Annotated in this window: 24 protein-coding genes; 14 read left to right on the top strand and 10 right to left on the bottom strand. The window is 68.3% G+C overall.

The genetic code is table 11. From position 1 onward, the window contains the following. The first annotated feature begins 41 nt into the window (after positions 1-41). The 9 genes from ACXAFN_RS17235 to ihfA all read left to right on the top strand — a co-directional run bounded on the left by ACXAFN_RS17235 (position 42) and on the right by ihfA (position 8,873). Positions 42-509, top strand: coding sequence for a DUF2489 domain-containing protein (locus ACXAFN_RS17235; protein ID WP_474990729.1), 468 nt, complete (start codon positions 42-44; stop codon positions 507-509). Between the two features lie 263 nt (positions 510-772). Continuing rightward, entirely contained in the window at positions 773-1,591 is an 819-nt protein-coding gene (locus ACXAFN_RS17230; protein WP_474990728.1) for an OmpA family protein, read from the top strand. Positions 1,592-1,806: 215 nt separating this feature from the next. Beyond that, a complete protein-coding gene (thrS, locus tag ACXAFN_RS17225) occupies positions 1,807-3,705 on the top strand; it encodes a threonine--tRNA ligase (RefSeq protein WP_474990726.1) in 1,899 nt (632 codons plus the stop codon). 35 nt (positions 3,706-3,740) lie between these two features. Further along, positions 3,741-4,280, top strand: coding sequence for a translation initiation factor IF-3 (infC, locus tag ACXAFN_RS17220; RefSeq protein ID WP_474991061.1), 540 nt, complete (start codon positions 3,741-3,743; stop codon positions 4,278-4,280). Positions 4,281-4,380: 100 nt separating this feature from the next. Then, complete coding sequence (gene rpmI, locus ACXAFN_RS17215; RefSeq protein WP_016854829.1) at positions 4,381-4,575, top strand: 50S ribosomal protein L35; 195 nt, start codon at positions 4,381-4,383, stop codon at positions 4,573-4,575. Positions 4,576-4,612: 37 nt separating this feature from the next. Further along, the gene (gene rplT / locus ACXAFN_RS17210) at positions 4,613-4,966 is read left to right on the top strand and encodes a 50S ribosomal protein L20 (protein WP_021817421.1); all 354 of its coding nucleotides are present in this window, start codon (positions 4,613-4,615) and stop codon (positions 4,964-4,966) included. 133 nt (positions 4,967-5,099) lie between these two features. After that, the gene (gene pheS / locus ACXAFN_RS17205; RefSeq protein ID WP_474990724.1) at positions 5,100-6,119 is read left to right on the top strand and encodes a phenylalanine--tRNA ligase subunit alpha; all 1,020 of its coding nucleotides are present in this window, start codon (positions 5,100-5,102) and stop codon (positions 6,117-6,119) included. Positions 6,120-6,150: 31 nt separating this feature from the next. Further along, positions 6,151-8,532 (top strand): phenylalanine--tRNA ligase subunit beta, encoded by a 2,382-nt coding sequence (pheT, locus tag ACXAFN_RS17200; RefSeq protein ID WP_474990722.1) that lies wholly within the window; start codon positions 6,151-6,153, stop codon positions 8,530-8,532. Positions 8,533-8,570: 38 nt separating this feature from the next. Next, positions 8,571-8,873: an integration host factor subunit alpha gene (gene ihfA, locus ACXAFN_RS17195; protein WP_474991059.1), complete on the top strand. Its 303-nt coding sequence runs from the start codon at positions 8,571-8,573 to the stop codon at positions 8,871-8,873. Positions 8,874-8,933: 60 nt separating this feature from the next. On the opposite strand, the gene ACXAFN_RS17190 is transcribed toward ihfA, so the two are convergent. After that, positions 8,934-9,140, bottom strand: a complete 207-nt coding sequence (locus ACXAFN_RS17190) for a DUF2788 domain-containing protein (protein ID WP_474990720.1) — start codon at positions 9,138-9,140, stop codon at positions 8,934-8,936. A gap of 129 nt (positions 9,141-9,269) precedes the next feature. On the opposite strand from ACXAFN_RS17190, the gene ACXAFN_RS17185 reads away from it, so the two are divergent. Further along, positions 9,270-9,734, top strand: coding sequence for a flavodoxin domain-containing protein (locus tag ACXAFN_RS17185; RefSeq protein ID WP_474990718.1), 465 nt, complete (start codon positions 9,270-9,272; stop codon positions 9,732-9,734). After that, on the top strand, positions 9,734-10,117 hold the full coding sequence (locus ACXAFN_RS17180) for a hypothetical protein (RefSeq protein WP_474990716.1): 384 nt from the start codon (positions 9,734-9,736) through the stop codon (positions 10,115-10,117). Before ACXAFN_RS17185 ends, ACXAFN_RS17180 begins: the two co-directional genes overlap by 1 nt. A 129-nt stretch (positions 10,118-10,246) precedes the next feature. On the opposite strand, the gene ppnN is transcribed toward ACXAFN_RS17180, so the two are convergent. After that, a complete protein-coding gene (ppnN, locus tag ACXAFN_RS17175; RefSeq protein WP_474990714.1) occupies positions 10,247-11,608 on the bottom strand; it encodes a nucleotide 5'-monophosphate nucleosidase PpnN in 1,362 nt (453 codons plus the stop codon). A 152-nt stretch (positions 11,609-11,760) separates the two neighbouring features. Here ppnN and ACXAFN_RS17170 point away from each other — a divergent pair, with 152 nt between their 5' ends. After that, a complete protein-coding gene (locus tag ACXAFN_RS17170; protein ID WP_474990712.1) occupies positions 11,761-12,717 on the top strand; it encodes a LysR family transcriptional regulator in 957 nt (318 codons plus the stop codon). A gap of 138 nt (positions 12,718-12,855) precedes the next feature. Here ACXAFN_RS17170 and gcvP read toward each other — a convergent pair whose 3' ends face one another. Beyond that, the gene (gene gcvP, locus ACXAFN_RS17165; protein WP_474990710.1) at positions 12,856-15,750 is read right to left on the bottom strand and encodes an aminomethyl-transferring glycine dehydrogenase; all 2,895 of its coding nucleotides are present in this window, start codon (positions 15,748-15,750) and stop codon (positions 12,856-12,858) included. A gap of 75 nt (positions 15,751-15,825) precedes the next feature. Next, positions 15,826-16,218, bottom strand: coding sequence for a glycine cleavage system protein GcvH (gene gcvH / locus ACXAFN_RS17160; protein ID WP_474990708.1), 393 nt, complete (start codon positions 16,216-16,218; stop codon positions 15,826-15,828). A 512-nt stretch (positions 16,219-16,730) separates the two neighbouring features. Between gcvH and ACXAFN_RS17155 the strand changes: the two genes are divergently transcribed. After that, positions 16,731-18,107, top strand: a complete 1,377-nt coding sequence (locus tag ACXAFN_RS17155; RefSeq protein ID WP_474990706.1) for an alanine/glycine:cation symporter family protein — start codon at positions 16,731-16,733, stop codon at positions 18,105-18,107. A 66-nt stretch (positions 18,108-18,173) separates the two neighbouring features. Next, the gene (gene gcvT, locus ACXAFN_RS17150; protein WP_474990704.1) at positions 18,174-19,283 is read left to right on the top strand and encodes a glycine cleavage system aminomethyltransferase GcvT; all 1,110 of its coding nucleotides are present in this window, start codon (positions 18,174-18,176) and stop codon (positions 19,281-19,283) included. A gap of 151 nt (positions 19,284-19,434) precedes the next feature. On the opposite strand, the gene ACXAFN_RS17145 is transcribed toward gcvT, so the two are convergent. From ACXAFN_RS17145 to ACXAFN_RS17120, 6 genes are all read right to left on the bottom strand, one after another. Further along, positions 19,435-19,986, bottom strand: a complete 552-nt coding sequence (locus ACXAFN_RS17145; RefSeq protein ID WP_474990702.1) for an alpha-ketoglutarate-dependent dioxygenase AlkB family protein — start codon at positions 19,984-19,986, stop codon at positions 19,435-19,437. 24 nt (positions 19,987-20,010) lie between these two features. Further along, positions 20,011-20,550: a phosphatase PAP2 family protein gene (locus tag ACXAFN_RS17140; protein ID WP_474990700.1), complete on the bottom strand. Its 540-nt coding sequence runs from the start codon at positions 20,548-20,550 to the stop codon at positions 20,011-20,013. Next, on the bottom strand, positions 20,522-21,679 hold the full coding sequence (locus tag ACXAFN_RS17135; RefSeq protein WP_474990698.1) for a glycosyltransferase family 4 protein: 1,158 nt from the start codon (positions 21,677-21,679) through the stop codon (positions 20,522-20,524). Before ACXAFN_RS17135 ends, ACXAFN_RS17140 begins: the two co-directional genes overlap by 29 nt. A 106-nt stretch (positions 21,680-21,785) precedes the next feature. Next, entirely contained in the window at positions 21,786-22,703 is a 918-nt protein-coding gene (locus ACXAFN_RS17130; RefSeq protein ID WP_474990696.1) for a LysM peptidoglycan-binding domain-containing protein, read from the bottom strand. After that, the gene (locus ACXAFN_RS17125) at positions 22,652-23,521 is read right to left on the bottom strand and encodes an acetyltransferase (protein ID WP_474990694.1); all 870 of its coding nucleotides are present in this window, start codon (positions 23,519-23,521) and stop codon (positions 22,652-22,654) included. The genes ACXAFN_RS17130 and ACXAFN_RS17125 overlap by 52 nt, the downstream gene beginning before the upstream one ends. Before the next feature lie 274 nt (positions 23,522-23,795). Beyond that, on the bottom strand, positions 23,796-25,745 hold the full coding sequence (locus tag ACXAFN_RS17120; RefSeq protein ID WP_474990692.1) for an acetoacetate--CoA ligase: 1,950 nt from the start codon (positions 25,743-25,745) through the stop codon (positions 23,796-23,798). Positions 25,746-25,790: the final 45 nt, after the last annotated feature.

The following is a 25,790-nucleotide window of genomic DNA, read 5'->3' as shown; positions in this document are numbered from 1 at the left end:
TAGAATGGCGCTCCTTGTCCCACGATGCTTCGGGAGCCTTCATGTCCCTGACTACCGCCTTGATCCTGCTCGCCGTCGCCCTGGCCTGCGTCGCGGGCCTCGGCGCCTATGCCCTGACCCTGTGGCGCGAGGTGCGCCGGCGCCAGACGTTCCGCGAGGAGGAGCTGCGGCGTGCCCACGACAACTGTCTCGAGAACCTGGAGCTGGTGGCGTCGGCGCTGAGGCAGGAGCAGGTCGATATCACGGAAGGCTCCTGGCGCTGCAAGACGCTGCTCGAGATCCTCGATCCGGCCCTGGTCGAGCGCCCGGAGTTCCTGGCTTTCGGCGAGGTTCACCGACGTACGCGGCACCTGCACACCCATGCGGCCCGGCAGGCACTGAGCCCGAAGGAGCGTTTCCGGGAGGATCGCGAGCGGCTGACGGTGGAGGACGAAATGCGCGAGGCGGTGCTCGCGGCCGCCGGTGAAGTCCTGCGCTTCCGGCGCGACTGGCCGCAGTCGCTGCACTGAGCCGGCGCTTTTGTAGGCAAATGCTGACAACGCAGCGTTTGCATCCTGCGCCTGGCTTGGGCAAGCTTGTCATCGCACCGCAGATGGCTCATATGCGAAGGGAGACGGCGCCATCTTGCGGTAGTGGCTGGCTTAATTCGCATTTTCGTGCTTTCTTGATCGGTGTAGGCGAACGCTGTTCGCTACCGTTGGCATACCATCGGGCCCCTGGATGGCTTCTCCAAGTTGCCCATGCCAGAGTTTGTGTGAAGAAGGAGTCTTACATGAAAAAATCTACGACTGGCTTGTTGCTCGGTTCCGCTCTGGTCGTCGGCCTCTCAGGCTGCGCCAGCTCGGCCTCTCAATCTTCGGGCATGGGGGATAGCGCTTCCTCCGATCGTGCCTGGTATCAGCATCCGGCGGTCTGCGGCCTTGCAGGCGGCCTGATCGGCGGCGGCATCGGCTACGCCACCAGCAGCGAGTCCGACGAGGACCAGGGGGCTGCCATCGGGGCGACCGGTGGTGCCACCATCGGCGCCCTGCTGTGCGCCGAGCCGAACAAGACGCCCGCCAAGCCCGCGCCTCAGGATACTGATGGCGACGGCGTCATCGACGCCAACGACCAGTGCCCGGGTACCCCGGCCGGCGTCGCCGTCGATGCCGTGGGCTGCCCGCTCGATTCCGACGGCGACGGCGTGCCGGACTACCAGGACCAGTGCCCGGGCACCCCGGCCGGTGCCGAGGTCAACGCCCTGGGCTGCGTCGAGGACCTGGTGCTGCGTGACGTGAACTTCGAGTTCGACTCCGCGACCCTGACCATGGGTGCCGAGCAGATCCTCGCCGGCGTCGCCGAGAAGCTGCGCGCCAACGAGAACGTCCGCGTGCGCATCGAGGGCCACACCGACGCCGTGGGCAGCGATGCCTACAACGAGGACCTGTCCCAGCGTCGTGCGGACTCCGTGGCCGATTACCTGGCGACCCAGGGCGTCGATCGCAACCGCATGCGCACCATCGGCTACGGCGAGGCTCAGCCGGTGGCCACCAACGAGACTGACGCCGGCCGCGCTGAAAACCGCCGCGTCGAGCTGGGCGAGTGGGAGTAATCTCCGACTGAGCCCCCGCCCCGACCCGTCGGGGCGGCTCGAGAGTGAAAGAGGCGCCTTCGGGCGCCTCTTTTCGTTGTGGCGGCATGGCCTCGCGGTGGCGCCGTCTGCTAGGCTAGACGGCGCTTTTTGCAAGCGCCTCCGACGACCATTCTTTTCTGGCGGCATGTGATCCCTGGTATGGATCACCACTGCGCACAAGGAAACTCTTCATCATGCCCATCGTGACCCTGCCGGACGGCAGCCAGAGAACCTTCGACGAACCGCTCACCGTGATGCAGGTGGCCGAGAGCATCGGCGCCGGCCTGGCCAAGGCCTGCGTGGCCGGCCGCATCGACGGCGAGCTGGTGGACGCCGCGGACGTCATCGAGCGCGACGCCGAGGTGGCCATCATCACCGCTCGCGACGAGGCCGGCCTGGAGATCATTCGCCACTCCTGCGCCCACCTGATCGGCCATGCGGTGAAGCAGCTGTACCCCGACGCCAAGATGGCCATCGGCCCGGTGATCGACGACGGCTTCTACTACGACATCGATTTCGGCCGGGCGGCGACCCCCGAGGACCTCGAGGCCATCGAGCAGCGCATGAAGGCGCTGATCGACACCGGCTACGACGTGGTGCGCGAGTACGTCGACCGCGACAAGGCGATGCTGACCTTCCTGCATCGCGACGAGCCCTATAAGCAGGAGATCGTTCGCGAGATTCCCGAAGGCGAGACCATTCGTCTCTATCATCACGAGGAATACACCGACATGTGCCGGGGCCCTCACGTGCCCAATACCCGGCACCTCAAGGCCTTCAAGCTTACCAAGCTCGCCGGCGCCTACTGGCGGGGCGACGCCGAGCGCCCGATGCTGACCCGCATCTACGGCACCGCCTGGGGCGACAAGAAGCAGCTCAAGGCCTATCTCAAGCGCCTCGAGGAGGCCGAGAAGCGCGACCACCGCAAGCTGGCCAAGAAAATGGACCTCTTCCACCTGCAGGAAGAGGCCCCGGGCATGGTGTTCTGGCACCCCAACGGCTGGACCATGTACCAGGCGCTGGAGCAGTACATGCGCCGGGTGCAGATCGAACATGGCTATCAGGAGATCAAGACGCCCCAGGTAGTGGATCTCTCGCTGTGGAAGGCCTCCGGCCACTGGGGGCACTACAGCGACCTGATGTTCACCACCGAGTCGGAGAAGCGCGAATACGCGGTCAAGCCGATGAACTGCCCCTGCCACGTGCAGGTGTTCAACCAGGGGCTGAAGAGCTACCGCGACCTGCCGCTGCGCCTGGCCGAGTTCGGCAGCTGCCACCGCAACGAGCCCTCCGGTTCGCTGCATGGCCTGATGCGGGTGCGCGGCTTCACCCAGGACGACGCCCATATCTTCTGCACCGAGGGCCAGATCCAGGCCGAGGCCGAGGCCTTCATCGCCCTGACCCTGCAGGTCTACCAGGACCTCGGCTTCGAGGACGTCGAGCTCAAGCTGTCCACCCGCCCCGACGACTTCATGGGCGAGGCGGCGCTGTGGGATCGCGCCGAGGCCGGCCTCGAGGCGGCGTTGAACAGCACCGGGCTGGAGTGGGAGCTGCAGCCGGGAGAGGGCGCCTTCTATGGCCCCAAGATCGAGTTCTCGCTGCGCGACTGCCTCAACCGCGTCTGGCAGTGCGGCACCCTGCAGCTCGACTTCAACCTGCCGGGTCGGCTGGGCGCCCAGTTCGTCGACGAGGACGGCGAGCGCAAGACCCCGGTGATGCTGCACCGTGCCATCCTCGGCTCCTTCGAGCGCTTCCTGGGCATCCTCATCGAGCACCATGCCGGGGCGATGCCGCTATGGTTGGCCCCGCAGCAGGCGGTGATCCTCAACATCACCGATTCGCAGCGCGATTATGTGCTGGAACTCGAGCGTCGCCTGCAGAAAATCGGCCTTCGCGTCAAGGCGGACTTGAGGAACGAGAAGATCGGCTTTAAAATCCGCGAGCATACGTTGCAGAAGGTCCCCTATCTCCTGGTGGTGGGAGATAAGGAAGTCGAGGCCGACTCGGTGGCCGTGCGAACACGCACCGGCGAGGATCTCGGCACGCTGCCGGTGGATGCCTTCATCGACAGGGTGCGGGCCGAGCGGCTGTAACGACATCTTCCCTAAGCGAAAGTGGAGACGGAACCATCAAGCGAAGCAACCCTAGAGGGCGTCCGCAGGACAAGCGGCCCCCGATGAACGAGCGCATTACCGAGGATCAGGTCCGCCTGATCGACAACGACGGCGAGCAGCTGGGTATCGTGCCCACCAGCGATGCGCTGGAGCGCGCCGAAGCCGCCGGTATGGATCTCGTCCAGATTTCCAATGCCGATCCGATCGTCTGCAAGATCATGGATTACGGCAAGTTCGTCTTCGAGCAGAAAAAACAGAAGGCGGCTCAGAAGAAGAAGCAGAAGCAGATCCAGGTCAAGGAAGTCAAATTCCGGCCTGGCACCGACGAGGGCGACTATCAGGTCAAGATGAAGAACCTGACGCGTTTCCTCGAAGGTGGCGACAAGGGCAAGGTCACGCTGCGCTTCCGCGGTCGCGAGATGGCTCATCAGGACATCGGTCGTAAGCTGATGGAGCGTATCGCCGCCGATCTCGAGGAGATCGGTTCCGTGGAGTCCTTCCCCAAGATGGAAGGGCGGCAGATGATCATGATCATTGCCCCGAAGAAGAAGTAAGACCAGAAGAAGTGATCCGACGGCCCGTTAAACGGGTGGCCGGCGACTCGCCGGCCATCGGCCCCGGATTTTCTCAACAACCTCGAGCGGAGTTCATCTCATGCCGAAGATCAAGAGCAACAGCGGCGCTGCCAAGCGCTTCAAGAAGACGGCCAACGGCTTCAAGCACAAGCAGTCGTTCCGGAGCCACATCCTGACCAAGAAGTCCACCAAGCGGAAGCGTCAGCTGCGCGGTATGAAGCAGATCCACGACGCCGACAAGCAGCTCGTGCAGCGCATGCTGCCGAACCTGTAACCCTTGGTAGCCAACCTTTAACCGTCAGGAGTAAGCCATGACTCGCGTCAAGCGTGGTGTCGTCGCCCGTCGTCGTCACAAGAAGATCCTCAAGCAGGCCAAGGGTTACTACGGTGCCCGTTCACGCGTCTTCCGCGTGGCCAAGCAGGCCGTCATCAAGGCCGGTCAGTACGCCTATCGTGACCGTCGCCAGCGCAAGCGCCAGTTCCGCGCCCTGTGGATCCAGCGTATCAACGCCGGTGCCCGTCAGCACGGCCTGTCCTACAGCCGCTTCGTCGGCGGCCTGAAGAAGGCCGGCATCGAGATCGACCGCAAGGTGCTGGCCGATCTGGCCGTCCACGAGAAGGCCGCCTTTGCCGCCATCGTCGAGAAGGCCAAGGCTGCCCAGTAAGTGATCTCGTCAACGGCACGGCGCGCCGCCCCAAGGGCGCGCCGTGCCGCGGATCCTGACAGGGGAAGAGCAGCCGCTCTTCCCCTGTTTTTTTCGCATGCGACCCCCTGATCAAGACATCGGAGCACAACGGATGGACCACCTTCCCACTCTGGTCGCCGAGGCCCGCGACGCCGTCCAGGCCGCCGAGAGCATGGCCGCCCTGGACGAGCTGAGGGTGCGCTACCTCGGCAAGAAGGGCGAGATCACCGCGCTGCTCAAGGGCCTCGGCAAGCTGCCCGCCGAGGAGCGCCCGGCGGCCGGCGAGCGCATCAACCAGGCCAAGCAGGCGCTGGCCCAGGACATCGACGCGCGGCGCCAGGCGCTGGAGAAGGCCGCCCTGGAAGCGCGACTGGCCGCCGAGCGCCTCGACGTGACCCTGCCCGGCCGCGGCCAGCCCAGCGGCGGCCTGCACCCGGTGACCCGGACCCTGGAGCGCATCGAGGGCCTGTTCACCCGCATCGGCTATGACGTGGCGGTGGGCCCGGAGATCGAGGACGACTACCACAACTTCGAGGCCCTCAACATTCCCGCCCACCATCCGGCGCGGGGCATGGCCGATACTTTCTACTTCGATGCCACCCGGCTGCTGCGCACCCATACCTCGCCGGTCCAGGTGCGCACCATGAAGGCCGAGGAGCCGCCGATCCGCATCGTCTGCCCGGGCCGCGTCTATCGCAGCGACTCGGACCTGACCCACACGCCCATGTTCCACCAGGTGGAAGGGCTGCTGGTCGACGAGGACGTGCGCTTCTCCGACCTCAAGGGCACCATCCAGGACTTCCTGCACGCCTTCTTCGAGCGCGACGACCTCTCGGTGCGGTTCCGGCCGTCCTATTTTCCGTTCACCGAGCCGTCGGCCGAGGTCGATATCGAGTGCGTGATGTGCAGCGGCTCGGGCTGCCGGGTCTGCTCGCACAGCGGCTGGCTCGAGGTGATGGGCTGCGGCATGGTGCACCCGGAAGTGTTCCGCCATGCCGGCATCGACAGCGAGCGCTACACCGGATTCGCCTTCGGCATGGGCGCCGAGCGACTGGCCATGCTGCGCTACGGGGTCAACGACCTGCGGCTGTTCTTCGACAACGACCTGCGCTTTCTCAAGCAGTTCGCCTGAACGTCTCAAGAACACAGCGATAGGATTCGACATGAAATTTTCCGAACAGTGGCTGCGTGAATGGGTCTCCCCGGCGTTGGCGACCCAGGCCCTGGCCGACCAGATCACCATGGCCGGCCTCGAGGTCGATGCCATCGAGCCGGTGGCGGCCGAGTTCACCGACGTGGTGGTGGCCGAGGTCGTCGCCAAGGCGCCGCATCCTGATGCCGACAAGCTCAACGTCTGTCAGGTCGAGGACGGCAGCGGCGAGCGCGTCCAGGTGGTGTGCGGCGCGCCCAACGTGGCCGAGGGCCAGAAGGTACCCTTCGCCCGGGTCGGCGCGGTGCTGCCCGGCGACTTCAAGATCAAGCGGGCCAAGCTGCGCGGCGTCGAGTCCCGCGGCATGATCTGTGCCTCCTCCGAGCTCGGTCTCGAGGAAGAGGCCTCGCCCGGTATCCTGGTGCTGCCGGCCGATGCGCCGGTGGGCGAGGGCGTCCGCGAGTACCTGGGTCTCGACGATCGCACCATCGAGGTCGATCTGACGCCCAACCGCGGCGACTGCCTGAGCGTCAAGGGCATGGCTCGCGAGGTGGGCGTGCTCAACCGCCTGCCGGTCGAGGGGCCGGCCATCGCCCCGGTGGCGGCGACCCACGACGAGACCTTCCCGGTGCGCGTAGAGGACGCCGAGGGCTGTCCGCGCTACCTGGGGCGGGTGATCAAGGGCGTCGACGTGCGCGCCGAGACCCCGCTGTGGATGGTCGAGCGACTGCGTCGCGGCGGCGTCCGTGCCATCGACCCGGTGGTCGACGTCACCAACTACGTGATGCTCGAGCTCGGCCAGCCGCTGCATGCCTTCGATCGCGCCAACCTCCACCAGGCGGTGGTGGTGCGCCAGGCCCGTGAAGGCGAGCGCCTGGTACTGCTCGACGGCCAGGAGATCACCCTGTCCGACGGCACCCTGGTGATCGCCGATGAGCGCGGTCCCCTGGCCATTGCCGGGGTGATGGGCGGCGAGCAGTCCGGCGTCGGCGCCGAGACCCGCGACATCTTCCTCGAGGCCGCGTACTTCTCGCCGCTGGCGGTGGCCGGTCAGGCTCGCTCCTACGGCCTGCATACCGACGCCTCGCACCGCTTCGAGCGTGGCGTGGACCCGGCGCTGGCCCGCGAGGCCGCCGAACGCGCCACGGCACTGCTGCTGGAGATCGTCGGCGGCGAGCCCGGCCCGCTGGTGGAGGTCGCCGACGCCGATCGCCTGCCCGGCGAGCGCCGGGTGGTGCTGCGCCGCGAGCGCCTCGGCCGGGCGCTGGACAAGGCGCTGCCGGACGACGAGGTGGGCGAGATCCTCGAGCGCCTCGGCCTGGCCGTGGACGCCGTGGCGGAGGGCTGGCAGGCCCGGATACCCAGCTGGCGCTTTGACCTGGCCATCGAGGAGGACCTGGTCGAGGAGGTGGCGCGCATCCACGGCTACAATCGCCTGCCGGTGCGCCGTCCCCAGGCGCGCATGGCGCTCGAGCCCGACCAGGAGGCGCACACGCCGCTGGCGCGACTGCGCCACCAGATGGTCTCGCGGGGCTACTTCGAGGCCGTGACCTACAGCTTCGTGGCCCCGGAACTGCAGTCGACGCTGCTGCCCGAGGCGGTGTCGCCGGCGCTGGCCAACCCCATCTCCAGCGACCTGTCGGTGATGCGGGCGAGCCTGTTCCCGGGATTGGTGCGCGCGCTCCAGCACAACCTCAACCGCCAGCAGAGCCGGGTGCGGCTGTTCGAGACCGGGCTGGTGTTCCGAGGCGAGCTGGACGGCCTGCATCAAGTGCCGATGCTCGGCGCCCTGGCGTGCGGCAGCCGCGACCCGGAGGGCTGGCACGGCGGCAAGCAGGGCGTCGACTTCTTCGACCTCAAGGGCGACCTGGAGAGCCTGCTGGCGATGGGCGGCGAGCCCGACGCCTGGCGCTTCGAGCCCGCCGAGCATCCGGCCCTGCATCCCGGCCAGTGCGCACGGATCCTGCACCGCGGCGAGGAAGCCGGCTGGATCGGCACCCTGCATCCGGCGGTGCGTGCCGAACTGGGCCTCAAGGTCGACGCCGTGCTGTTCGAGGTGCGCCTCGAGGCCCTGACCCAGGGCCGGGTGCCGGCCTTCGCGCCGCTCTCTCGCTATCCCGAGGTGCGCCGCGACCTGGCCTTCCTGGTCGATGCCGAGAGCCCGGTTCAGGCGCTGCTCGATACCGTCCATGACCAGGCCGGCGAGTGGCTGGTGGAGGCGCGGCTGTTCGACGTCTATCAGGGCAAGGGCGTGGCCGAGGGGCGCAAGAGTGTCGCCCTGGGCTTGACCTGGCAGCATCCTTCGCGCACGCTAAATGACGAGGAAATCAACCACTTGGTCGATGCCATCGTCGAGGAGTCGCGGCTGCATCTGGGCGCCGAACTCCGCGCATGAAGGAACCGGGGCTCGACCAGCAGCGAGAGGGATGCGACATGGGGGCGTTGACCAAGGCCGAGCTGGCCGAACACCTGCACGCCGAACTCGGCCTCTCCAAGCGCGAGGCCAAGTCCATGGTGGAAGCCTTCTTCGAGGAGATCCGCGCCTGCCTGCGCGAGAACGAGCAGGTCAAGCTGTCGGGCTTCGGTAACTTCGACCTGCGCGACAAGCGCGAACGGCCGGGCCGCAACCCCAAGACGGGGGAGGAGATCCCGATCTCCGCCCGGCGGGTGGTGACCTTCCGGCCCGGGCAGAAGCTCAAGACCCAGGTCGAAGACTACTACCCCGACGGCGGCTGACGCCGCCGCGCCACGAGACGACGACGCCACCCTCCGGGGTGGCGTCGTCGTTGGTGGTGGCTAGATCGCCCCGCGCTCAAGCCACCAGGTGATCACCACCTTGAACACATAGCCGAGCATGCCGGCGCCGAGCACCACGAACAGCATCAGGGTGCCGAAGCGCCCGGCTCGGGACTGCTTGGCCAGGTCCCAGATGATGAAGCACATGAACAGCATCAGGCCACCGATCATCAGCGGCGTGACCCAGGCTTCGAGGGTCTGTGTCATGGGGGCTCCCGGCGTCAGTGGAAAATAATCCCACATTGTACACGCGTCGGCCCGGTGGCGGGGGCGAGGGTGCGGCGATGCCGGCGCCCGTGTTAATATCCGAGTGAATTTCTCAAGCAAATCCTAGACATGCCCATGCTCAAGATCTTCGTTGGTACCATGTACGGCGGCGCGCTGGACGTCGCCGAACAGGTCCAGCCGCTCTTCGAGGCGGCCGGCTACCGGGTCGAGATCCTCGACCAGCCGACCCTGGCCGATCTGGTCGACACGCCCACCGACCTGGCGCTGTTCTGCGTTTCCACCACCGGTAGCGGCGACATCCCCGGCAACCTGGTGCCCTTCGTGCGCGACCTGGAGGCGCAGAGCCCCGGGCTCACCGAGCTGCGCTATGGGCTGATCGCCATGGGCGACAGCTCCTACGTCGATTCCTTCTGCGGCGCCGGCCGTGCCCTCGACGAGCAGTTGCAGGGCCAGGGCGCCACCCGCCTGGGCGAGCGCCTCGAGATCGACGCCATGGAGACCTTCATGGCCGACGATGCGGCGGTGCCCTGGGTCGAGGAGTGGATCGCCACCCAGCAGCTGAAGGTGGCCTGATGGGCGCGACCCCGAGCCCGGAGCGGCTCAGCCTGCTGGTCGGGTTGGCGGTGATGATGGCAGCGACGCTGCCGCGCTATCTGGCCGGCGGCCATCAGACACGGCTGACCCTGCTGGCGTGCGCGATCGTCGCGGTGCTGGCCGTGGCGCTGGCCCAGTGGCGGCTGCTGGCCGCCGAGGCCAGGGCGCGTCTACCGGCGCTGCTGCGCCGGCTGGTGACGTGCCTGGTGGTGGGGCTGGCGGCCATGGCGGCCTGGCAGCTGGCCGTCAGCGGTTGGGGAGGCTGGGCGCTGCTCGCCTCCCACGGCACCACCCTCGGCCTGCTGCTGCATGCGGTGGGGCTATGGTGGAAGCCGGTGGCAGGCGGAGAGGGAAAGGGATAAGAAGGAAGAGGTGAGAAGCGAGATCGTAGCGTTGATGAGCATGGCGTGCAGGGTCGCTTCACACTCTATGCTTCTCCCTTCTCCTCTCTTTCCTTCCCTCTACTTTCTTCCTTCTTGCCTCTTCTTTTATCAGCCCAGCGTATAGCAGGGCTCGTACTCGCCGGCGAGCTTCATGCGGCCCTGGGCGACGAAGGAGTTCAGCAGCGCGTCGAGGCGTGCCATCAGCTCGGGTTCGGCGTTGAGCCGGAAGGGGCCATGGGCCTCGATCAGGCGGATGCCGCGCTCCTTGACGTTGCCGGCGACGATGCCCGAGAAGGCCCGGCGCAGGTTGGCGGCAAGCTCATGCACCGGCTGGTGGCGGTGCAGGGCCAGGCCGGCCATGGAGTCGTGGGTGGGCTCGAAGGGCGCCTGGAAGTCGCGTGCCACGGTGAGCCGCCAGTTGTAGTAGAAGGCGTCCTGGCGGGCGCGGCGATACTCGGTGACGCCGTCGATGCCCTTGCGCATGGTACGGGCCACTTCCACCGGGTCGTCGATGATGATCTCGTACAGCCGGCGCACCGACTCGCCCAGGGTGTAGACCAGGAACTCGTCGATGCGGCGGAAGTAGTCGGCGGAATCGGCCGGGCCGGTGAAAATCACCGGAAGCTCCATGTCGGCGTTGTCCGGGTGCAGCAGGATGCCGAGCAGGTAGAGGATCTCCTCGGCGGTGCCCACGCCGCCGGGGAACACGATGATGCCGTGGCCGAGACGCACGAAGGCCTCGAGGCGCTTCTCGATGTCGGGCATCACCACCAGCTCGTTGACGATCGGGTTGGGGGCCTCGGCGGCGATGATGCCCGGTTCGGAGACGCCCAGGTAGCGGCCCTCGAAGCGCCGCTGCTTGGCGTGGGCCACGTTGGCGCCCTTCATCGGCCCCTTCATCGCCCCCGGCCCGCAGCCGGTGCAGATGTCCAGCTCGCGCAGGCCCAGGTGATAGCCCACGTGCTTGGTGTAGTCGTACTCCTCGCGAGAGATCGAGTGGCCGCCCCAGCACACCACCATGCTGGGGTCGCGGCTCGGCTTCAGGGTGCCGGCCTTGCGCAGGATATGGAACACGGCGTTGGTGGTGCCCTCGCCGGTGCTCAGGTCGAAACGGTCGTGGGTCTGGATCTCGTTATAGACATAGACGATGTCGCGCAGCACCGAGGACAGGTGCTCGCGAATGCCTCGGATCATCTTGCCGTCGACGAAGGCCTCGGCCGGGGCATTGCTGAGCTTGAGGCGGACCCCGCGATCCTGCTGGATGACCTCGATGTCGAAATCGGGATAGGTCTCCATCAGCGCCAGGCCGTCGTCGGTCGGGTTGCCGGAGTTGAGCACCGCCAGGGCGCAGCTGCGCAGCAGGTCGTGGAGCCCGCTGCGTGAGGTGTCGTGCAGCCGGTTCACCTCGTGCTGGGAGAGGATCTCGAGGCTGCCTTCCGGGGAGATGATGCTGGAAATGGTATCGGCCATGCAGCGCGTCCGTGTCACTGAAGAAGGGTGGGGCGGCGACGTGCCGCCACACCCGATGCTACCACGCGTCCGGCGCCCGCGCAGCGCTGCGGCGCCCGTGGCGAGCTGGTAGAATGGTGGCGCCCGGTCCCCTGGCCAAGATGCGAACCGCCATGTTCAACGCCCAGTATTTCCGTACCTTCATCACCCTCGTCGAGACCGGCAGCTTCACCCGGACGGCACAGCGCCTGGAGATGACCCAGCCTGGCGTCAGCCAGCACGTCCGCAAGCTGGAGCGTTACCTGGGCAAGTCGCTGCTCGACCGCCAGGGCCGACGCTTCGTGCTCACCGAGGCGGGGCGGCGGGCCTACGACTATGCCCTCAAGCTGTTCGCCGAGCACGAGCAGTTCCGCCACTCCCTGGACGACGAGAGCCTGGACAGCGGCGAGTGCCGCATCGCCTCGCCGGGCAGCGTGGGGCTGATGTTCTATCCCTTCATCCTCGGCCAGCAGCAGATGCACACCGGGCTGACGGTCAGCTACAGCTTCGCCTTCAACCACGAGATCGTCACCGACGTGGTGGCCGGGCGTCACGACCTGGGCATCGTCACCGAGGCGGTGCGTCATCCCGAGGTCGACTGCGAAGCCTGGCACCAGGAACCGCTGTGTCTGGTGGTGCCGGCGGACTTCACCGGCACCGGGCTTGCCGACCTGATGGCGCTGGGGTTCATCAGCTACTCCGACGGCGTCAACCGCGCCGGGGTGATGCTGCGCCAGAACTTTCCCGGCGAATTCCGTTCGATGAGCCACTTCCCCCGCCAGGGTTTCACCAACGAGGTAAGCATGGTGCTCGATGCCGTGGCCCGCGGCCTCGGCTTCACCGTGGTCTCCCGGCTGGTGCTCGAGACCTCGCCCTGGCAGCGCCAGGTCAAGGAGCTGCCGCTGCCGAACCCGGTGCAGGAGACGCTCTATCTGGTCAGTCGCCGGGGAATGCGCATGCCCCGGCGCTATACGCGGCTGCTCGAGGCCTTTCGCGAGCACCGTCGCCACGAGCGCTACGGCCACGGCGAACCCGGCCTGGCCGACCTGGACGCGCTACCGGGCGAGGGGGCCGGCGAGTCGCTGGGCTGACGCCGAGCCGCCCGCACGGGCGCGAGGTAGGTCGGCCCGATGCTCCCTCCAACATGCCGTCGCCTGGCATGACGGCTCTCGACACGACAGCGCCCCGCCGAATGGCGGGGCGCTTCGCGTGGCGCGATCCGTTCGGGATCACTCGCGATAGGCGTCGATGCTCGGGCAGGAGCAGATCAGCTGACGGTCGCCCAGCACGTTGTCGACCCGGTTCACCGCCGGCCAGTACTTGGCCGCCTTGACCGCCTCGGAGGGGAAGGCCCCGAGCTCGCGCGAGTAGGGGCGTTCCCAGTCGGCGTCCATCAGGTCGGCCATGGTGTGCGGCGCGTTGACCAGCGGATTGTCGTCGGCGGGCCACTCGCCGGCCTCGACCCTGGCCACCTCGTCGCGGATCGCGATCATGGCGTCGCAGAAACGGTCCAGTTCATAGAGAGACTCGGACTCGGTGGGTTCGATCATCAGGGTGCCGGGCACCGGGAAGGACATGGTCGGCGCATGGAAGCCGTAGTCCATCAGGCGCTTGGCGATGTCTTCCTCGCTGATGCCGGAGTCGGCCTTGAGCGGGCGGATGTCGATGATGCACTCGTGGGCCACGGTGCCGTTCTGGCCCTTGTAGAGCACCGGGTAGTGTGCCTCCAGGCGCTTGGCGATGTAGTTGGCGCCGAGGATGGCGAGCTCGGTGGCCTCGCGCAGGCCGCGGGCGCCCATCATCTTGATGTAGGCCCAGGAGATCGGCAGGATCGAGGCGCTGCCGAAGGGCGCCGCCGAGACCGCGCCGGCGTCCGGCTCGACGCCGTCCAGCGGGCATACCACATGGTTGGAGACGTAGGGCGCCAGGTGTGCCTTGACGCCGATCGGTCCCATGCCCGGGCCGCCCCCGCCATGCGGAATGCAGAACGTCTTGTGCAGGTTGAGGTGGCTGACGTCACCGCCGAAGTCGCCGGGCCGTGCCAGACCGACCTGGGCGTTCATGTTGGCGCCATCGATGTACACCTGGCCGCCGTGGCGGTGGACGATGTCGCAGGCCTCGCGCACGCCTTCCTCGAAGACCCCGTGGGTCGACGGGTAGGTGAGCATGATCGCCGAGAGGTCATCGGCGTGTTGCTCGGCCTTGGCGGTGAGGTCGTCGAGATCGATGTTGCCGTCCGCGTCGCACTCGACCACCACGACCTTCATGTGGGCCATGGCCGCCGAGGCCGGGTTGGTACCGTGGGCGGAGCTCGGGATCAGGCAGACGTCACGGTGTCCCTGGCCCTCGGCCTGCTGGTAGCGGCGGATGGCGACCAGGCCGGCGTACTCGCCCTGGGCGCCGGAGTTGGGCTGCATGGAGATATGGTCGTAGCCGGTGATCTCGACCAGGAAGTCGGCCAGCTCGTCGATGATCTGGCGGTAGCCGGCCACCTGGTCCTTGGGCGCGAACGGGTGGATGCGCGCCAGCTCCGGCCAGGTGATGGGGATCATCTCGCTGGTGGCGTTGAGCTTCATGGTGCACGAGCCCAGCGGGATCATGGCATGGGCCAGCGACAGGTCCTTGTTCTCCAGCCGCTTGAGATAGCGCAGCATCTCCGTCTCGCTGTGGTAGCGGCGGAAGGTCGGATGGGTCAGGAATGCCGACTCGCGCTGGCTGGCCGCGGGGATGCCGCTCTTGCCCGCCTCGACGAGCTCGGCGTCCAGCGCCGCCACCGACTGGCCGTGCTCCTCGTCGAGCAGAACGTCGAACAGCAGGTCCAGGTCATGGGCGGTGGTGGTCTCGTCGAGGCTGACGCCGATGTCGCCGCCCTCGAAGTAGCGCAGGTTGACGTCGTGGGCCATGGCCCGGCCGTGGATCTTGCGCGCGTCGACGCCGGTCAGGCGCAGGGTGTCGAACCAGCTGTCGTGGACCAGGCTGACGCCGCGGCGGGTCAGGCCCTCGGCGAGGATGGTGGTCAGCCGGTGGATGCGTCCGGCGATGGTACGCAGGCCCTCGGCGCCGTGGTAGACGGCGTAGAAGCCGGCGATGTTGGCCAGCAGCGCCTGGGCGGTACAGATGTTGGAGGTGGCCTTCTCGCGGCGGATGTGCTGCTCGCGGGTCTGCATGGCCATGCGCAGCGCGGTCTCGCCGCGCTTGTCCTGGGACACGCCGATGATGCGACCCGGGATCGAGCGCTTGAGCTTGTCGGTGGTGGCGAAGAAGGCGGCGTGGGGGCCGCCGAAGCCCATCGGCACGCCGAAGCGCTGGGCGGAGCCGACCACCATGTCGGCGCCCAGGGCACCGGGCTCCTTGAGCAGCACCAGCGACATGATGTCGGCGGCCACGCAGGTCATGATGCCCTTGTCCCTGGCGCCCGACAGCAGCGGTGCCAGGTCGTGGACGCGGCCGCCGTCGCCCGGGTACTGCAGCAGGGCGCCGAAGACGTCATGGTCGGCGACCTCGGCGGCCGGGGCAATGACCAGCTCGAAGTCGAAGTAGTGGGCGCGGGTGCGCACCACGTCCAGGGTCTGCGGGAAGACGTCGTCGGCGACGAAGAAGGCGTTGGTCTTGGCCTTCTTGTTGGCGCGCCGGCACAGCGCCATGGCCTCGGCGGCGGCGGTGGCCTCGTCGAGCAGGGAGGCGTTGGCCAGGCTCATGCCGGTGAGGTCCATGATCATCTGCTGGAAGTTCAGCAGGCCCTCGAGGCGACCCTGGGAGATCTCCGGCTGGTAGGGCGTGTAGGCGGTGTACCAGCCCGGATTCTCCAGCACGTTGCGCTGGATGACCGCCGGCAGGTGGGTGTCGTGGTAGCCCTGGCCGATGTAGCTCTTGGCGACGCGATTCTGGCGGGCCAGGCGATAGAGGTAGTCCAGGGCCTCGGCCTCGCTGCGCGGCGGGTCCAGGTCCAGTTCGCGACCCAGGCGGATGCCGGCGGGCACCGTGCGTTCCAGCAGGCTGTCCAGGCTGTCCATGCCCAGGGTGTCCAGCATGCTGGCCACATCGGAGGCCTGGGGGCCGTTGTGGCGGCGGAGGAAGGCGTCATGGTTGGCCAGTTCGGCCAAGCGGCGAGTGTCGAAAGCCATGGAATACCCTATTGCGTAGTCGTCACCGGTGGGACGGGAAGGATGGGCCCGGCATCGGCGGGCCCGGGGCTATGCTCAATCGTCGGCGTCGGCCACGGCCTGGTAGGCGTCGGCGTCCAGCAGCTGGTCCAGGGCGGCGGCGTCCTCGAGGCGCAGCTTGAGGATCCAGCCCTGCTCGTAGGGCGACTCGTTGAGGGTCTCGGGGGCATCTTCCAGCTCCTCGTTGACCGCCACTACCTCGCCGGCGAGCGGGGCGTAGAGGTCGGAGGCTGCCTTGACCGATTCGACCACGCCAAACTCGTCGCCCTTCGCCAGAGCGGCGCCCACCTCGGGCAGCTCGACGAAGACCACGTCGCCCAGGGACTGCTGGGCATGGTCGGTGATGCCGATGGTCACCGTGCCGTCGCCGTTGTCCAGGATCCATTCATGGCTTTCGGCGTAGCGCAGGTTGGCGGGGATAGCACTCATGACGTTTTTCCTATACGAAAAAGGTTTTCTGATTGCGGGGGCATCGTAACGCTCCCGGCACCGTTTGGCGAGCCCTGACGGATCGAGATCGCCGTGGGACGCCGCGGCGTCCCCTCCCAGCGTAGGCGGCCTCCGGCGGTCCTGCCCGTTTACCGCGGCGAGCCGGCGTCGGCCCGGCCGAAGCGTGCCGGCCGTGTCGCGCCGGCGTATCGGCGCCGGCCGGGCTTGCCCCTCGGCGAGCGCATCGCTAGAGTAGCCTGTGTTTCCTATAGGAAACAAGTTTCACGCTTGTCGGCCTCGAGCGCGATCGCGCCGCCGGCGAGCCCGGCTCCGAGTGGCCGATCGTCTATGCTTCGTACTGCAACAAGGCGCAATGGCCAGAATTTCCTATAGGAGACTGGAGCGCCAACGGAAGGATCCGCTATGGTACGCGGGTTCGTATCATCGGTGGTATCGCCCGCCCATGAGGCATGCACGTTGGTGCATAACAATAAGCTTTAGGGAGACAAGACGTGGAAACCTTGACCAATATCCTGTCGGCCATCGAGGGGGTCGTGTGGGGCCCGCTGATGCTGCTGCTGTTGCTGGGGGTCGGCCTCTATCTGCAGGTCGGGCTGAAGGTGATGCCCATTCGCAAGCTGGGCATGGGCTTCAAGCTGCTGTGGCAGGGGCGCACCACTGCCAAGGGCGAGGAAGGCGAGGGCGAGGTGTCGCCCTTCAATGCCCTGATGACCTCGCTGTCCGCTACCATCGGCACCGGTAACATCGCCGGCGTGGCCACCGCCATCTTCCTCGGCGGCCCGGGGGCGGTGTTCTGGATGTGGATCACCGCCCTGGTCGGCATGGCCACCAAGTTCGCGGAGGCCGTGCTCGCCGTGCGCTATCGCCAGGTCGACGAGGCCGGTGAACACGTGGGTGGTCCGATGTATTACATCCGTAACGGCCTCGGCAAGAAGTGGGGCTGGATGGGGGGCACCTTCGCCCTGTTCGGCGCCGTGGCCGCCTTCGGCATCGGCAACACCGTGCAGTCCAACTCCGTGGCCGACGGCCTGGGCGAGTCCCTCGGCCTGCCGCACTGGATCACCGGCCTGGTGATCATGCTGCTGGCCGGCGCGGTCATCCTCGGTGGCATCAAGCGGATCGCCAAGGTGGCGGGCAAGCTGGTGCCGATCATGGCGGTGGCCTACATCGTCTGCGGCCTGCTGGTGTTGATCATCAACATCGACCAGGTCGGCCATGCCCTGGGGCTGATCTTCGGCCACGCCTTCACGCCGATCTCGGCGGCGGGCGGCTTCGCCGGCGCGGCGGTGGCCAAGGCCATCCAGTTCGGCGTGGCGCGCGGCGTGTTCTCCAACGAGGCCGGCCTCGGCAGCGCGCCGATCGCCCACGCCGCGGCGCAGACCAAGAACCCCGTGCGTCAGGGCCTGATCGCCATGCTCGGCACCTTCATCGACACCATCGTGGTGTGCTCGATCACGGCGCTGGCGATCCTCACCACCGCCTGGACCTCCGGCGAGACCGGCGCGGCCCTGACGACCCTGTCGTTCAACGAGGCGTTGCCGGGCATCGGCCAGTACGTGGTGTCCTTCGCCCTGGCAGTGTTCGCCTTCACCACCATCCTCGGCTGGGCCTTCTACGGCGAGAAATGCTTCGAGTACCTGTTCGGCGTGGGGGCCATCAAGTTCTACCGGGTGGTCTACATCCTGGCGATCTTCGTCGGCTCGGTGCTGCCGCTCGGCTTCGTGTGGCTGCTGGCCAGCGTGTTCAACGCCATGATGGCGATCCCCAACCTGATCGCCCTGGCGCTGCTGTCGCCGGTGGTGTTCAAGCTGACGCGTGACTACTTCGAGGGCAAGGAAGTGCTGCCCGGCGAAGACCTCAACAAGTAAGACCCCGCGGCCGGCCTCGGGCCGGCCGCCCACACCCGATTTCATGGCAAGAGCGATACGACACCGATGAACGAACCGCGTCATACTCCGCTCCATGACCTGCACCTCGAGCTGGGGGCCAAGATGGTGCCCTTCGCCGGCTACAGCATGCCGGTCCAGTACGCGCTGGGGGTCAAGAAGGAGCACGAACATACCCGCCAGGCCTGTGGCCTGTTCGATGTCTCGCACATGGGGCAGGTGCTGCTGCGCGGCCCGCGCCCGGCCGAGGCGCTGGAGACCCTGGTCCCCTCCGACCTGGTGGATCTGGGCGAGGGCATGCAGCGCTACGGCCTGTTCACCTCGGAAGAGGGCGGCATCCTCGACGACCTGATGATCGTCAACGCCGGCGACCACCTCTACCTGGTCGTGAACGCGGCCTGCAAGGATCAGGACATCGCCCACCTGCGCCGCGGCCTGCCGGACCACGAGGTCGAGGTGCTCGACCGTGGGCTGCTGGCCCTGCAGGGGCCGCAGGCCGCCGAGGTCATGGCCCGGCTGTGTCCGGCGGCCTGCGAGATGGTCTTCATGCAGCACGGTCGCTTCGAGATCGATGGTATTCCCGTGTGGATCAGCCGCAGCGGCTACACCGGCGAGGACGGCTTCGAGATCTCGGTGCCGGCCGACCAGAGCGAGGCCCTGGCGCGTCGCCTGCTGGCCGAGCAGGAGGTCGAGGCGATCGGCCTGGGGGCGAGGGACTCGCTGCGTCTGGAGGCCGGTCTGTGCCTCTATGGCCATGACATCGACACCGGCACCACGCCGGTCGAGGGCGGCCTGATCTGGGCGATCGGCAAGCCGCGTCGCCGTGGCGGCGAGCGCCAGGGTGGCTTCCCCGGCGCCGACCTGATCCTGCACCAGGTGGCCGAGAAGGACCATCGCCGCAAGCGTGTGGGCCTGCTGGGCGAGGGGCGCGCCCCGGTACGTGAGGGCGCCGAACTGGTCGATGGCGAAGGCCATGTCATCGGCGTGGTGACCTCCGGAGGCTTCGGCCCCAGCGTCGGCAAGCCGGTGGCCATGGGCTACGTGACCATCGAGCACGCCGCGGTCGATACCACGGTCTACGCCGAGGTGCGTGGCAAACGGCTGCCGATGGTGGTCAGCAAGACCCCCTTCGTCGCCCCCGGGTATTACCGCGGCTGACGTTATACCGTTATCTTACGCTCGTCTGAGCGCCTGCTAACGTCGCGGCCGCCCCATCATGGGGCGGCCGTTTTTCGTGGCTGAGGGTTGAGCGCCGCTTCGTGCTTGCGGTGAGGGGTGAGCGCGCTTCGCGCTTGTGAGTGGTGAATCGTTACCCCTCACCAGCGCCAAGCTGCACCCAGCGAAACGTCAGGCTGATCCGCAGCCCGTGTCCCCGGCGCGGCAGCAGGGCATGCTCGAGCTCGTCCTGCACGCCCGGCCCCATCAGCAGCAGGCTGACGGCGGCGATCCGCGGCGCCTCGCCGAGCTCCGGCTCGTCGTCGCAGTGCCAGCCCATGCGCTCCTCGCCGTCGGCGTAACGGTTGAGCAGCACGCTGTTGAAGCGGGCCTCATGGCCGGCGGCGGCCAGCCGCGCGACCACGGCGTCGCGCAGGGCGAGGGCCACCGGGTGCCAGGGCGCCGGGGCGAAGTCCCGGCCCGAGTAGCGATAGGCGGCGTCGCCCATCCACACCTGGCGGCGGGGAATCGGGTGATCGCGGCCGTAGAGGCGCAGCACGGGGCGCTGCCAGTCGAGTTCGGCGTCGAGGCGCGCCAGGGCCTCATCGGCGGCTGGGCCCAACAGACCGGGGAAGCGCAGCAGCGGTGGGTGATCCAGCAGGCGCTCGCCGCCCGCGGCAGCGTCCGGGGGAGAGAACAGGTCCATCCTCCCAGGGTGCCAGTGAGCGCCTCACTGCGCCAGGGCGAGGCTCGCCAGCGCCATGCCATAGCCGATCGCGGCGCCGGCGGCCACGTCGCTGATGTAGTGCAGCCCGAGCCCGACACGGGAGACCGCGATCAGGGCGGCCACCGGGATCAGCGTCGCCAGCAGCCAGGGGGCGTGGGCCGCCACCAGGGTGCAGAACATCACCGCGTGCATGGTGTGGCCGCTGGGAAAGCTGTAGCGGTCCCGGGCCGGCTCCTGGCAGGCGATGGTCGAGAAGGTGATGAAGGGCCGCTCGCGGCACAGCCGGGTCTTGACCAGCCGGTACAGGGCGATGGCCACCAGGGCGGTGAGTGCGTACTGGAGCAGCAGTCGCCAGCCGTCGCGGCCGTGCAGCCAGGGCTGGGCGGCGATCAGCGCCACCCAGATCGGCCAGTCGCCGGCCTTGCTGGCCAGACGCAGCAGCCACAGCCAGGGCCGATGGATACTGAACCCGGCCAGGCGCTGGCAGAGCTGCCACTCGAGCAGGTCGAGGCGTTCAAACACGGCAGGGGCGCGTGGTTTCATCGGACATCTCCCGGGCGTGGGTGAGGGCGGCGAGGAAGTCGTCGGCGATGGCCGGCCAGCGATATTCGAGGGCGCGCTGGCGGGCGGCGCGGCCCAGGCGCCCGTAGCGGGCCGGCTGCTGGCACAGTGCCACCGCGGCCTCGCGGAAGCCGGCCTCGTCGCCGACCGCCAGCCGCACGCCGTTGGCGTCGTCGTCGATCAGCTCGGCGCCGGCGGCGTGGCGGAAGGCGACCGCGGCCAGCCCGCTGGCCATGGCCTCGAGCAGCACGTTGCCCCAGGTCTCCGAGATCGACGGGAACACGAACAGGTCGGCGCTGGCGTAGTGATGGATCAATGCCTCGGGGGACACGAAGCCGGTGAAATGCGCCTGGGGCAGGGCACGCTGCAGGGCGGCGCGGCCGGGGCCGTCGCCGACCACCACCAGCTTCATGTCCGGTCGCGCATCGAGCATGGCGGCGAAGGTGTCGCGCAGCAGGTCGAGGTTCTTCTCGGGGGCCAGCCGCCCGACGTAGAGGGCCACCGGATGATGGGGATCGGCGCCCCAGGCCTCGCGGAGGCGGGGATCGCGGTGCGCCGGAGAGAAGCGCTCGCCGTCGATCCCGCGGGCCATCACCTTGACGCGCTCGAAGCCCTGCGACGTGAGCTCCCGGGCCTGGGCGCGGGTCGGCACCAGGGTGGCGGCGCAGCGGTTGTGGAAGCGGCGCAGGCGCCGGGTGACCAGCGGCCGCAGCCAGCTTACCCCATAGTCGCGGCAGTAGTGGTCGAAGTTGGTGTGCCAGCCGCTGACCACCGGGATTCCCAGCTTCTCGGCGACCGCCAGGGCGGACCAGCCCAGCGGCCCCTCGGTGGCCACATAGACCGCGTCGGGGCGGTCGGCCTGCCACAGTCGACGGATGCGGCGCGCGGCCGGCAGCCCCAGCCGCACCTCGCGATAGCCGGGCACGGAAAATCCCTGGACCTGGAGCTCGCCGGCCATCCCCTCGGCACGGTGCGAGCCGTCGGCGGGGCGAGGGCGGATCAGTTGCAGCGCGATGCCGCGCTGTCGCAGCTGGTCGCTGAGCCGCGCCAGGGTATGGGCCACGCCGTTGATGTCCGGTGTCCAGGTTTCGCTGACCAGGCAGATGCGCATGTTCGTCCTCGTGCCGTCGGAAGCCGGGATGGCCCCGTCAGCCTCGAGGTTGCCGAGCCACGGTGACAGGCGTACGACACCGTCGTGACGCGGCGATGACAGCGCTTCAGCGCAGTACCGTACGCGGGTCGACGGGCTTGCCGCCGTGGCGCAGGTCGAACAGCAGGTCGTAGCGCCCGGTGGCGGCGTGGTGGCCCACGGTGCACAGCGGGGTGCCCCGGTCGACCCGGGTCCCGCCGTCCACCAGCAGGGTGTCGCACAGCGCATAGACGCTCTGCAGGTTGCCGGGATGATGGACGATCACCACCCGGCCGAGCTGGCGCATGCTGTCGGCGAAGCGCACCTCGCCGTCGGCGACCGCCTTGGCTTGGGCCCCCTGGTCGGTGGCCAGGAGCATGGGCTGCAGGGTGCCGCGCCCGTCCTTGCCGAAGTGCCGGGCGACCCGGTAATCGTCCAGCGGCCAGGGCCAGTCGTCGGCGCCGCTCGGCATCGGGCCGGGATCGGGGGCCGGTCGTGGCGCCGGCGCAGCCGATGACGGGGCGGGCGTGCGGCCATTGCCCGAGGACCTCGTGGTGCCGCCCAGCGGCACGGACACCAGTTGGCCGATCTTCAGGTCGGTGGGGCTGACGCCGGTATTGGCGGCGGCGATGCGCATCGGCGAGGTGCCGAAGCGCCGGGCGATGGCGCTGTAGGTATCGCCGGGGCGAATCTGGTAGCGATAGGGTCCGCCGGAAGGCGCCCGCTCGTCCTGGCTGGGCACCAGGATGCGCTGGCCCACGGCCAGGCCCCGTGGTGCCACCCCGGGGTTGAATCGCCGCAGGCGCACCAGCGGCACCTCGGCGCGCCGGGCGATGTCGCCCAGGGTGTCGCCGCGCTGAATGGTCACCCACTGGCCCGCCGGCGACTGGCGCTGGCTGCCCGAGGGGGCCGTCGCACAGCCGGCCAGCAGGGCCAGCGTCGTCAGCAGCGCGATCAGTGAGAGTCGAGGCCGGCGTCCTTGGCCTGCCACAGGGCGTTGAGCCATGAGTGGAAGCGTTCCTTGTGATCCGAATCCTGGTGATAGTCGCCCCGGGTCATCCAGTCGGGCACCGTCAGGCGCCGGGCACCGAGATGGATGGGACCCTCGCGGCCGCAGAGGAAGTCCCAGAAGTTGGGCTCGGGGCGCGAGTAGCGCAGCGTCACGTCGAGGATGCCGCCCAGGCGGTCGCCGAGCAGGCCCAGCACCTGGGCGATGCCGCCGGCACGCGGCGGCAGCAGGTGGCGGTAGGGGCTTTCCCGGGCGGCGTGTTTGGCGGGCGTGAAGCGGGTGCCCTCGACGAAGTTGTAGATGGCGATCGGCCGTTCGCGGGCATGCTGGCACATGCGCTCGGTGGCCTCCTGGTCGCGCCGGGCCAGATGGGGGTGGCGCTCGCGCTGTTCGCGGGTCATGCGTCGCAGCATGGGGAATTCCAGTGCCCAGAAGGCCAGCCCCACCACCGGAATCCAGATCAGCTGTCGCTTGACGAAGAAGTGCGGCATCGGCAGGCGGCGGTGTAGGGCCAGGAAGAGCACGAAGATATCGGTCCAGCTGCGATGGTTGGCCAGCACCAGCCACCATTCGTCGCGGCTCAGGCCGTCCGGCAGGTCGAGGCGCAGGTCGGGGCGGATCCAGTGGCGGATCCACCACAGGTTGACGCCGACCCAGCCCAGGGCCACGGCGTTGAGGCCGCGCAGCACCCGGCGACGCAGCGGACGGCCCGGGGTCACCAGCTTGAGCAGGGTGAGCGCGATCAGGGGCACCGCCCAGATCAGGGTGTTGAGGGTCAGCAGCAGCAGGCTGACGATCCCCCTGAGGGTCGACATGCCGTGGGCCTCCTTGGTGTACGCATGTGAGCGACAATGCTAATGGATCGTGGCGGGGGTGCCCAGCGGTGAGGACAACATCACGGTCGGCGCGTGGACCGTCGATGACTCGGGCTGCTCCGGGGCGCTTTTCGTGGGGCGATCATCGGATCCGGTCCGACGCCTCGGCGAAATGGCGCCGACAGGCGCCTGGGGCTTGCCAGCCATTCGTGCAGCAGAGCCGGAATGCCGGACCGTGCGCTCCCAGGAAGACCTGCTCGGCCTCCTGGCATGTTCACTCCCTCAACTCAGGCAGATCCTCGAACAGCGAGAGGGCCTCGGGATTGGCCAGCGCCTCGCGGTTCTTGACCGGCCGGCCGTGGACCACGTGGCGCACCGCGAGCTCCACCAGCTTGCCCGACAGGGTCCGCGGCAGGTCCGCGACCTGGAGGATCTTCGCCGGCACGTGGCGGGGCGTGGCATTGGCGCGGATGGTGTCGCGGATGCGCTGGCGCAGGGCGTCGTCCAGGGCGAGCCCTTCGCGCAGGCGCACGAACAGCACCACGCGGATGTCGTCCTGCCATTCCTGGCCGATGCACAGCGACTCCAGCACCTCTTCGACCTTCTCCACCTGGCGGTAGACCTCGGCGGTACCGATCCGCACCCCGCCGGGGTTGAGCACGGCGTCGGAGCGGCCGTGGATGATCAGGCCGTCCTCGGCGGTGATCTCGGCGTAGTCGCCGTGGGCCCAGACGCCGGGAAACGTCGCGAAATAGGCGTCGAGGTAGCGCTCGTCCCGCGGATCGTTCCAGAAGCCCAGCGGCATCGCCGGAAAGGGCCGGGTGCAGACCAGCTCGCCTTTCTCGCTGCGCACCGGCCGGCCGTCGTCATCGAAGACGTCCACCGCCATGCCGAGCCCGCGGCATTGCAGCTGGCCGCGATACACGGCACGGATGGGACAGCCCAGGGCGAAGCAGGAGACGATGTCGGTGCCGCCGGAGATCGAGGCCAGCAGCAGGTCGGCCTTGATGTCGCGATAGACGTAGTCGAAGGACTCGTGGGACAGCGCCGAGCCGGTGGACAGCAGCGCGCGCAGCGGCGCGAGGTCGTGGTCGTGGCCGGGGCGCAGCCCCTCCTTCTCGCAGGCGGCGAGGTAGCGGGCGCTGGTACCGAACACCGTGACCCCCTCGCGCTCGGCCATGGCCCACAGCGCATCCGGCGAGGGGGCGAAGGGCGCGCCGTCGAACAGCACCAGGCTGGCGCCGGAGGCCAGGCCCGAGACCAGCCAGTTCCACATCATCCAGCCGCAGGTGGTGTAGTAGAACACCACGTCCTCGGCGTCGATATCGGTGTGCAGGCGATGTTCCTTGAGGTGCTGCAGCAGGGTGCCGCCGGCCGAATGCACGATGCACTTGGGCGTGCCGGTGGTACCGGAGGAATAGAGGATGTAGAGGGGATGGTCGAAGGGCAGCGCCGCGAAGTCGATCTCGCCGGCGTCGTCGACCAGGAAGTCGTCCCAGGCCACGGCCCTGGGGATGGCGGCGATATCGGGGGCGTCCGCCAGGAAGGGAAACACCACCAGGCGCTCCAGGCCGTCGATGGCCTCGGCGATTTCGGCCAGGCGGTCGCGAGTGTCGATGGCCTTGCCGTTCCAGGTATAGCCGTCGGCGGCGATCAGCACCCTGGGTTCGATCTGGCCGAAGCGATCGAGCACGCCCTGCAAGCCGAAGTCCGGCGAACAGGAGGACCACACCGCCCCCAGGCTGGCCGCGGCGAGCATGGCGATCACCGCGTGCTCGCTGTTGGGCACGAAGCCGGCGACCCGGTCGCCCGGCATGATGCCGAGTGCACGCAACGCCCCGGCCAGGGCCGCCACCTGGCGGTACAGCCCCTCGTAGCTCAGCTCGCGACGGCGCCCGCGCTCGTCGTGGGCGATCAGGGCCGGGTGGTCGTCGCGTCGGCGCAGCAGATTGGCGGCGAAGTTGAGGCGCGCGTCCGGGAACCAGCGGGCGCCGGGCATGGCCTCGGGGCGTTCCAGCACGCGCTCCCCGCGGGTCTCGGCGACGATCCCTGCGTCGTCCCACAGCTGGGTCCAGAACGCCTCGGGGTGTTCGACGCTCCAGGCATGCAGGCTGGCGTAGTCGGGCAGGGAAATGCCGTGGCGCCGCTCGAGGTGGCGCATCAGCGCGGTCATGTGACACGCCTGGACGGCGTCGGGCGACGGTTGCCAGAGCGGTTGGGCCATGGGGCACGCCTCCTTTATCGAGGACCAGTGACTAGCAGCTTAGGC

The organism is Halomonas sp. ABH4_019, assembly GCF_056159885.1.
The sequence above is the reverse complement of the archived record's forward strand: the minus strand, read 5'-3'. Positions and strand labels throughout refer to the sequence as shown.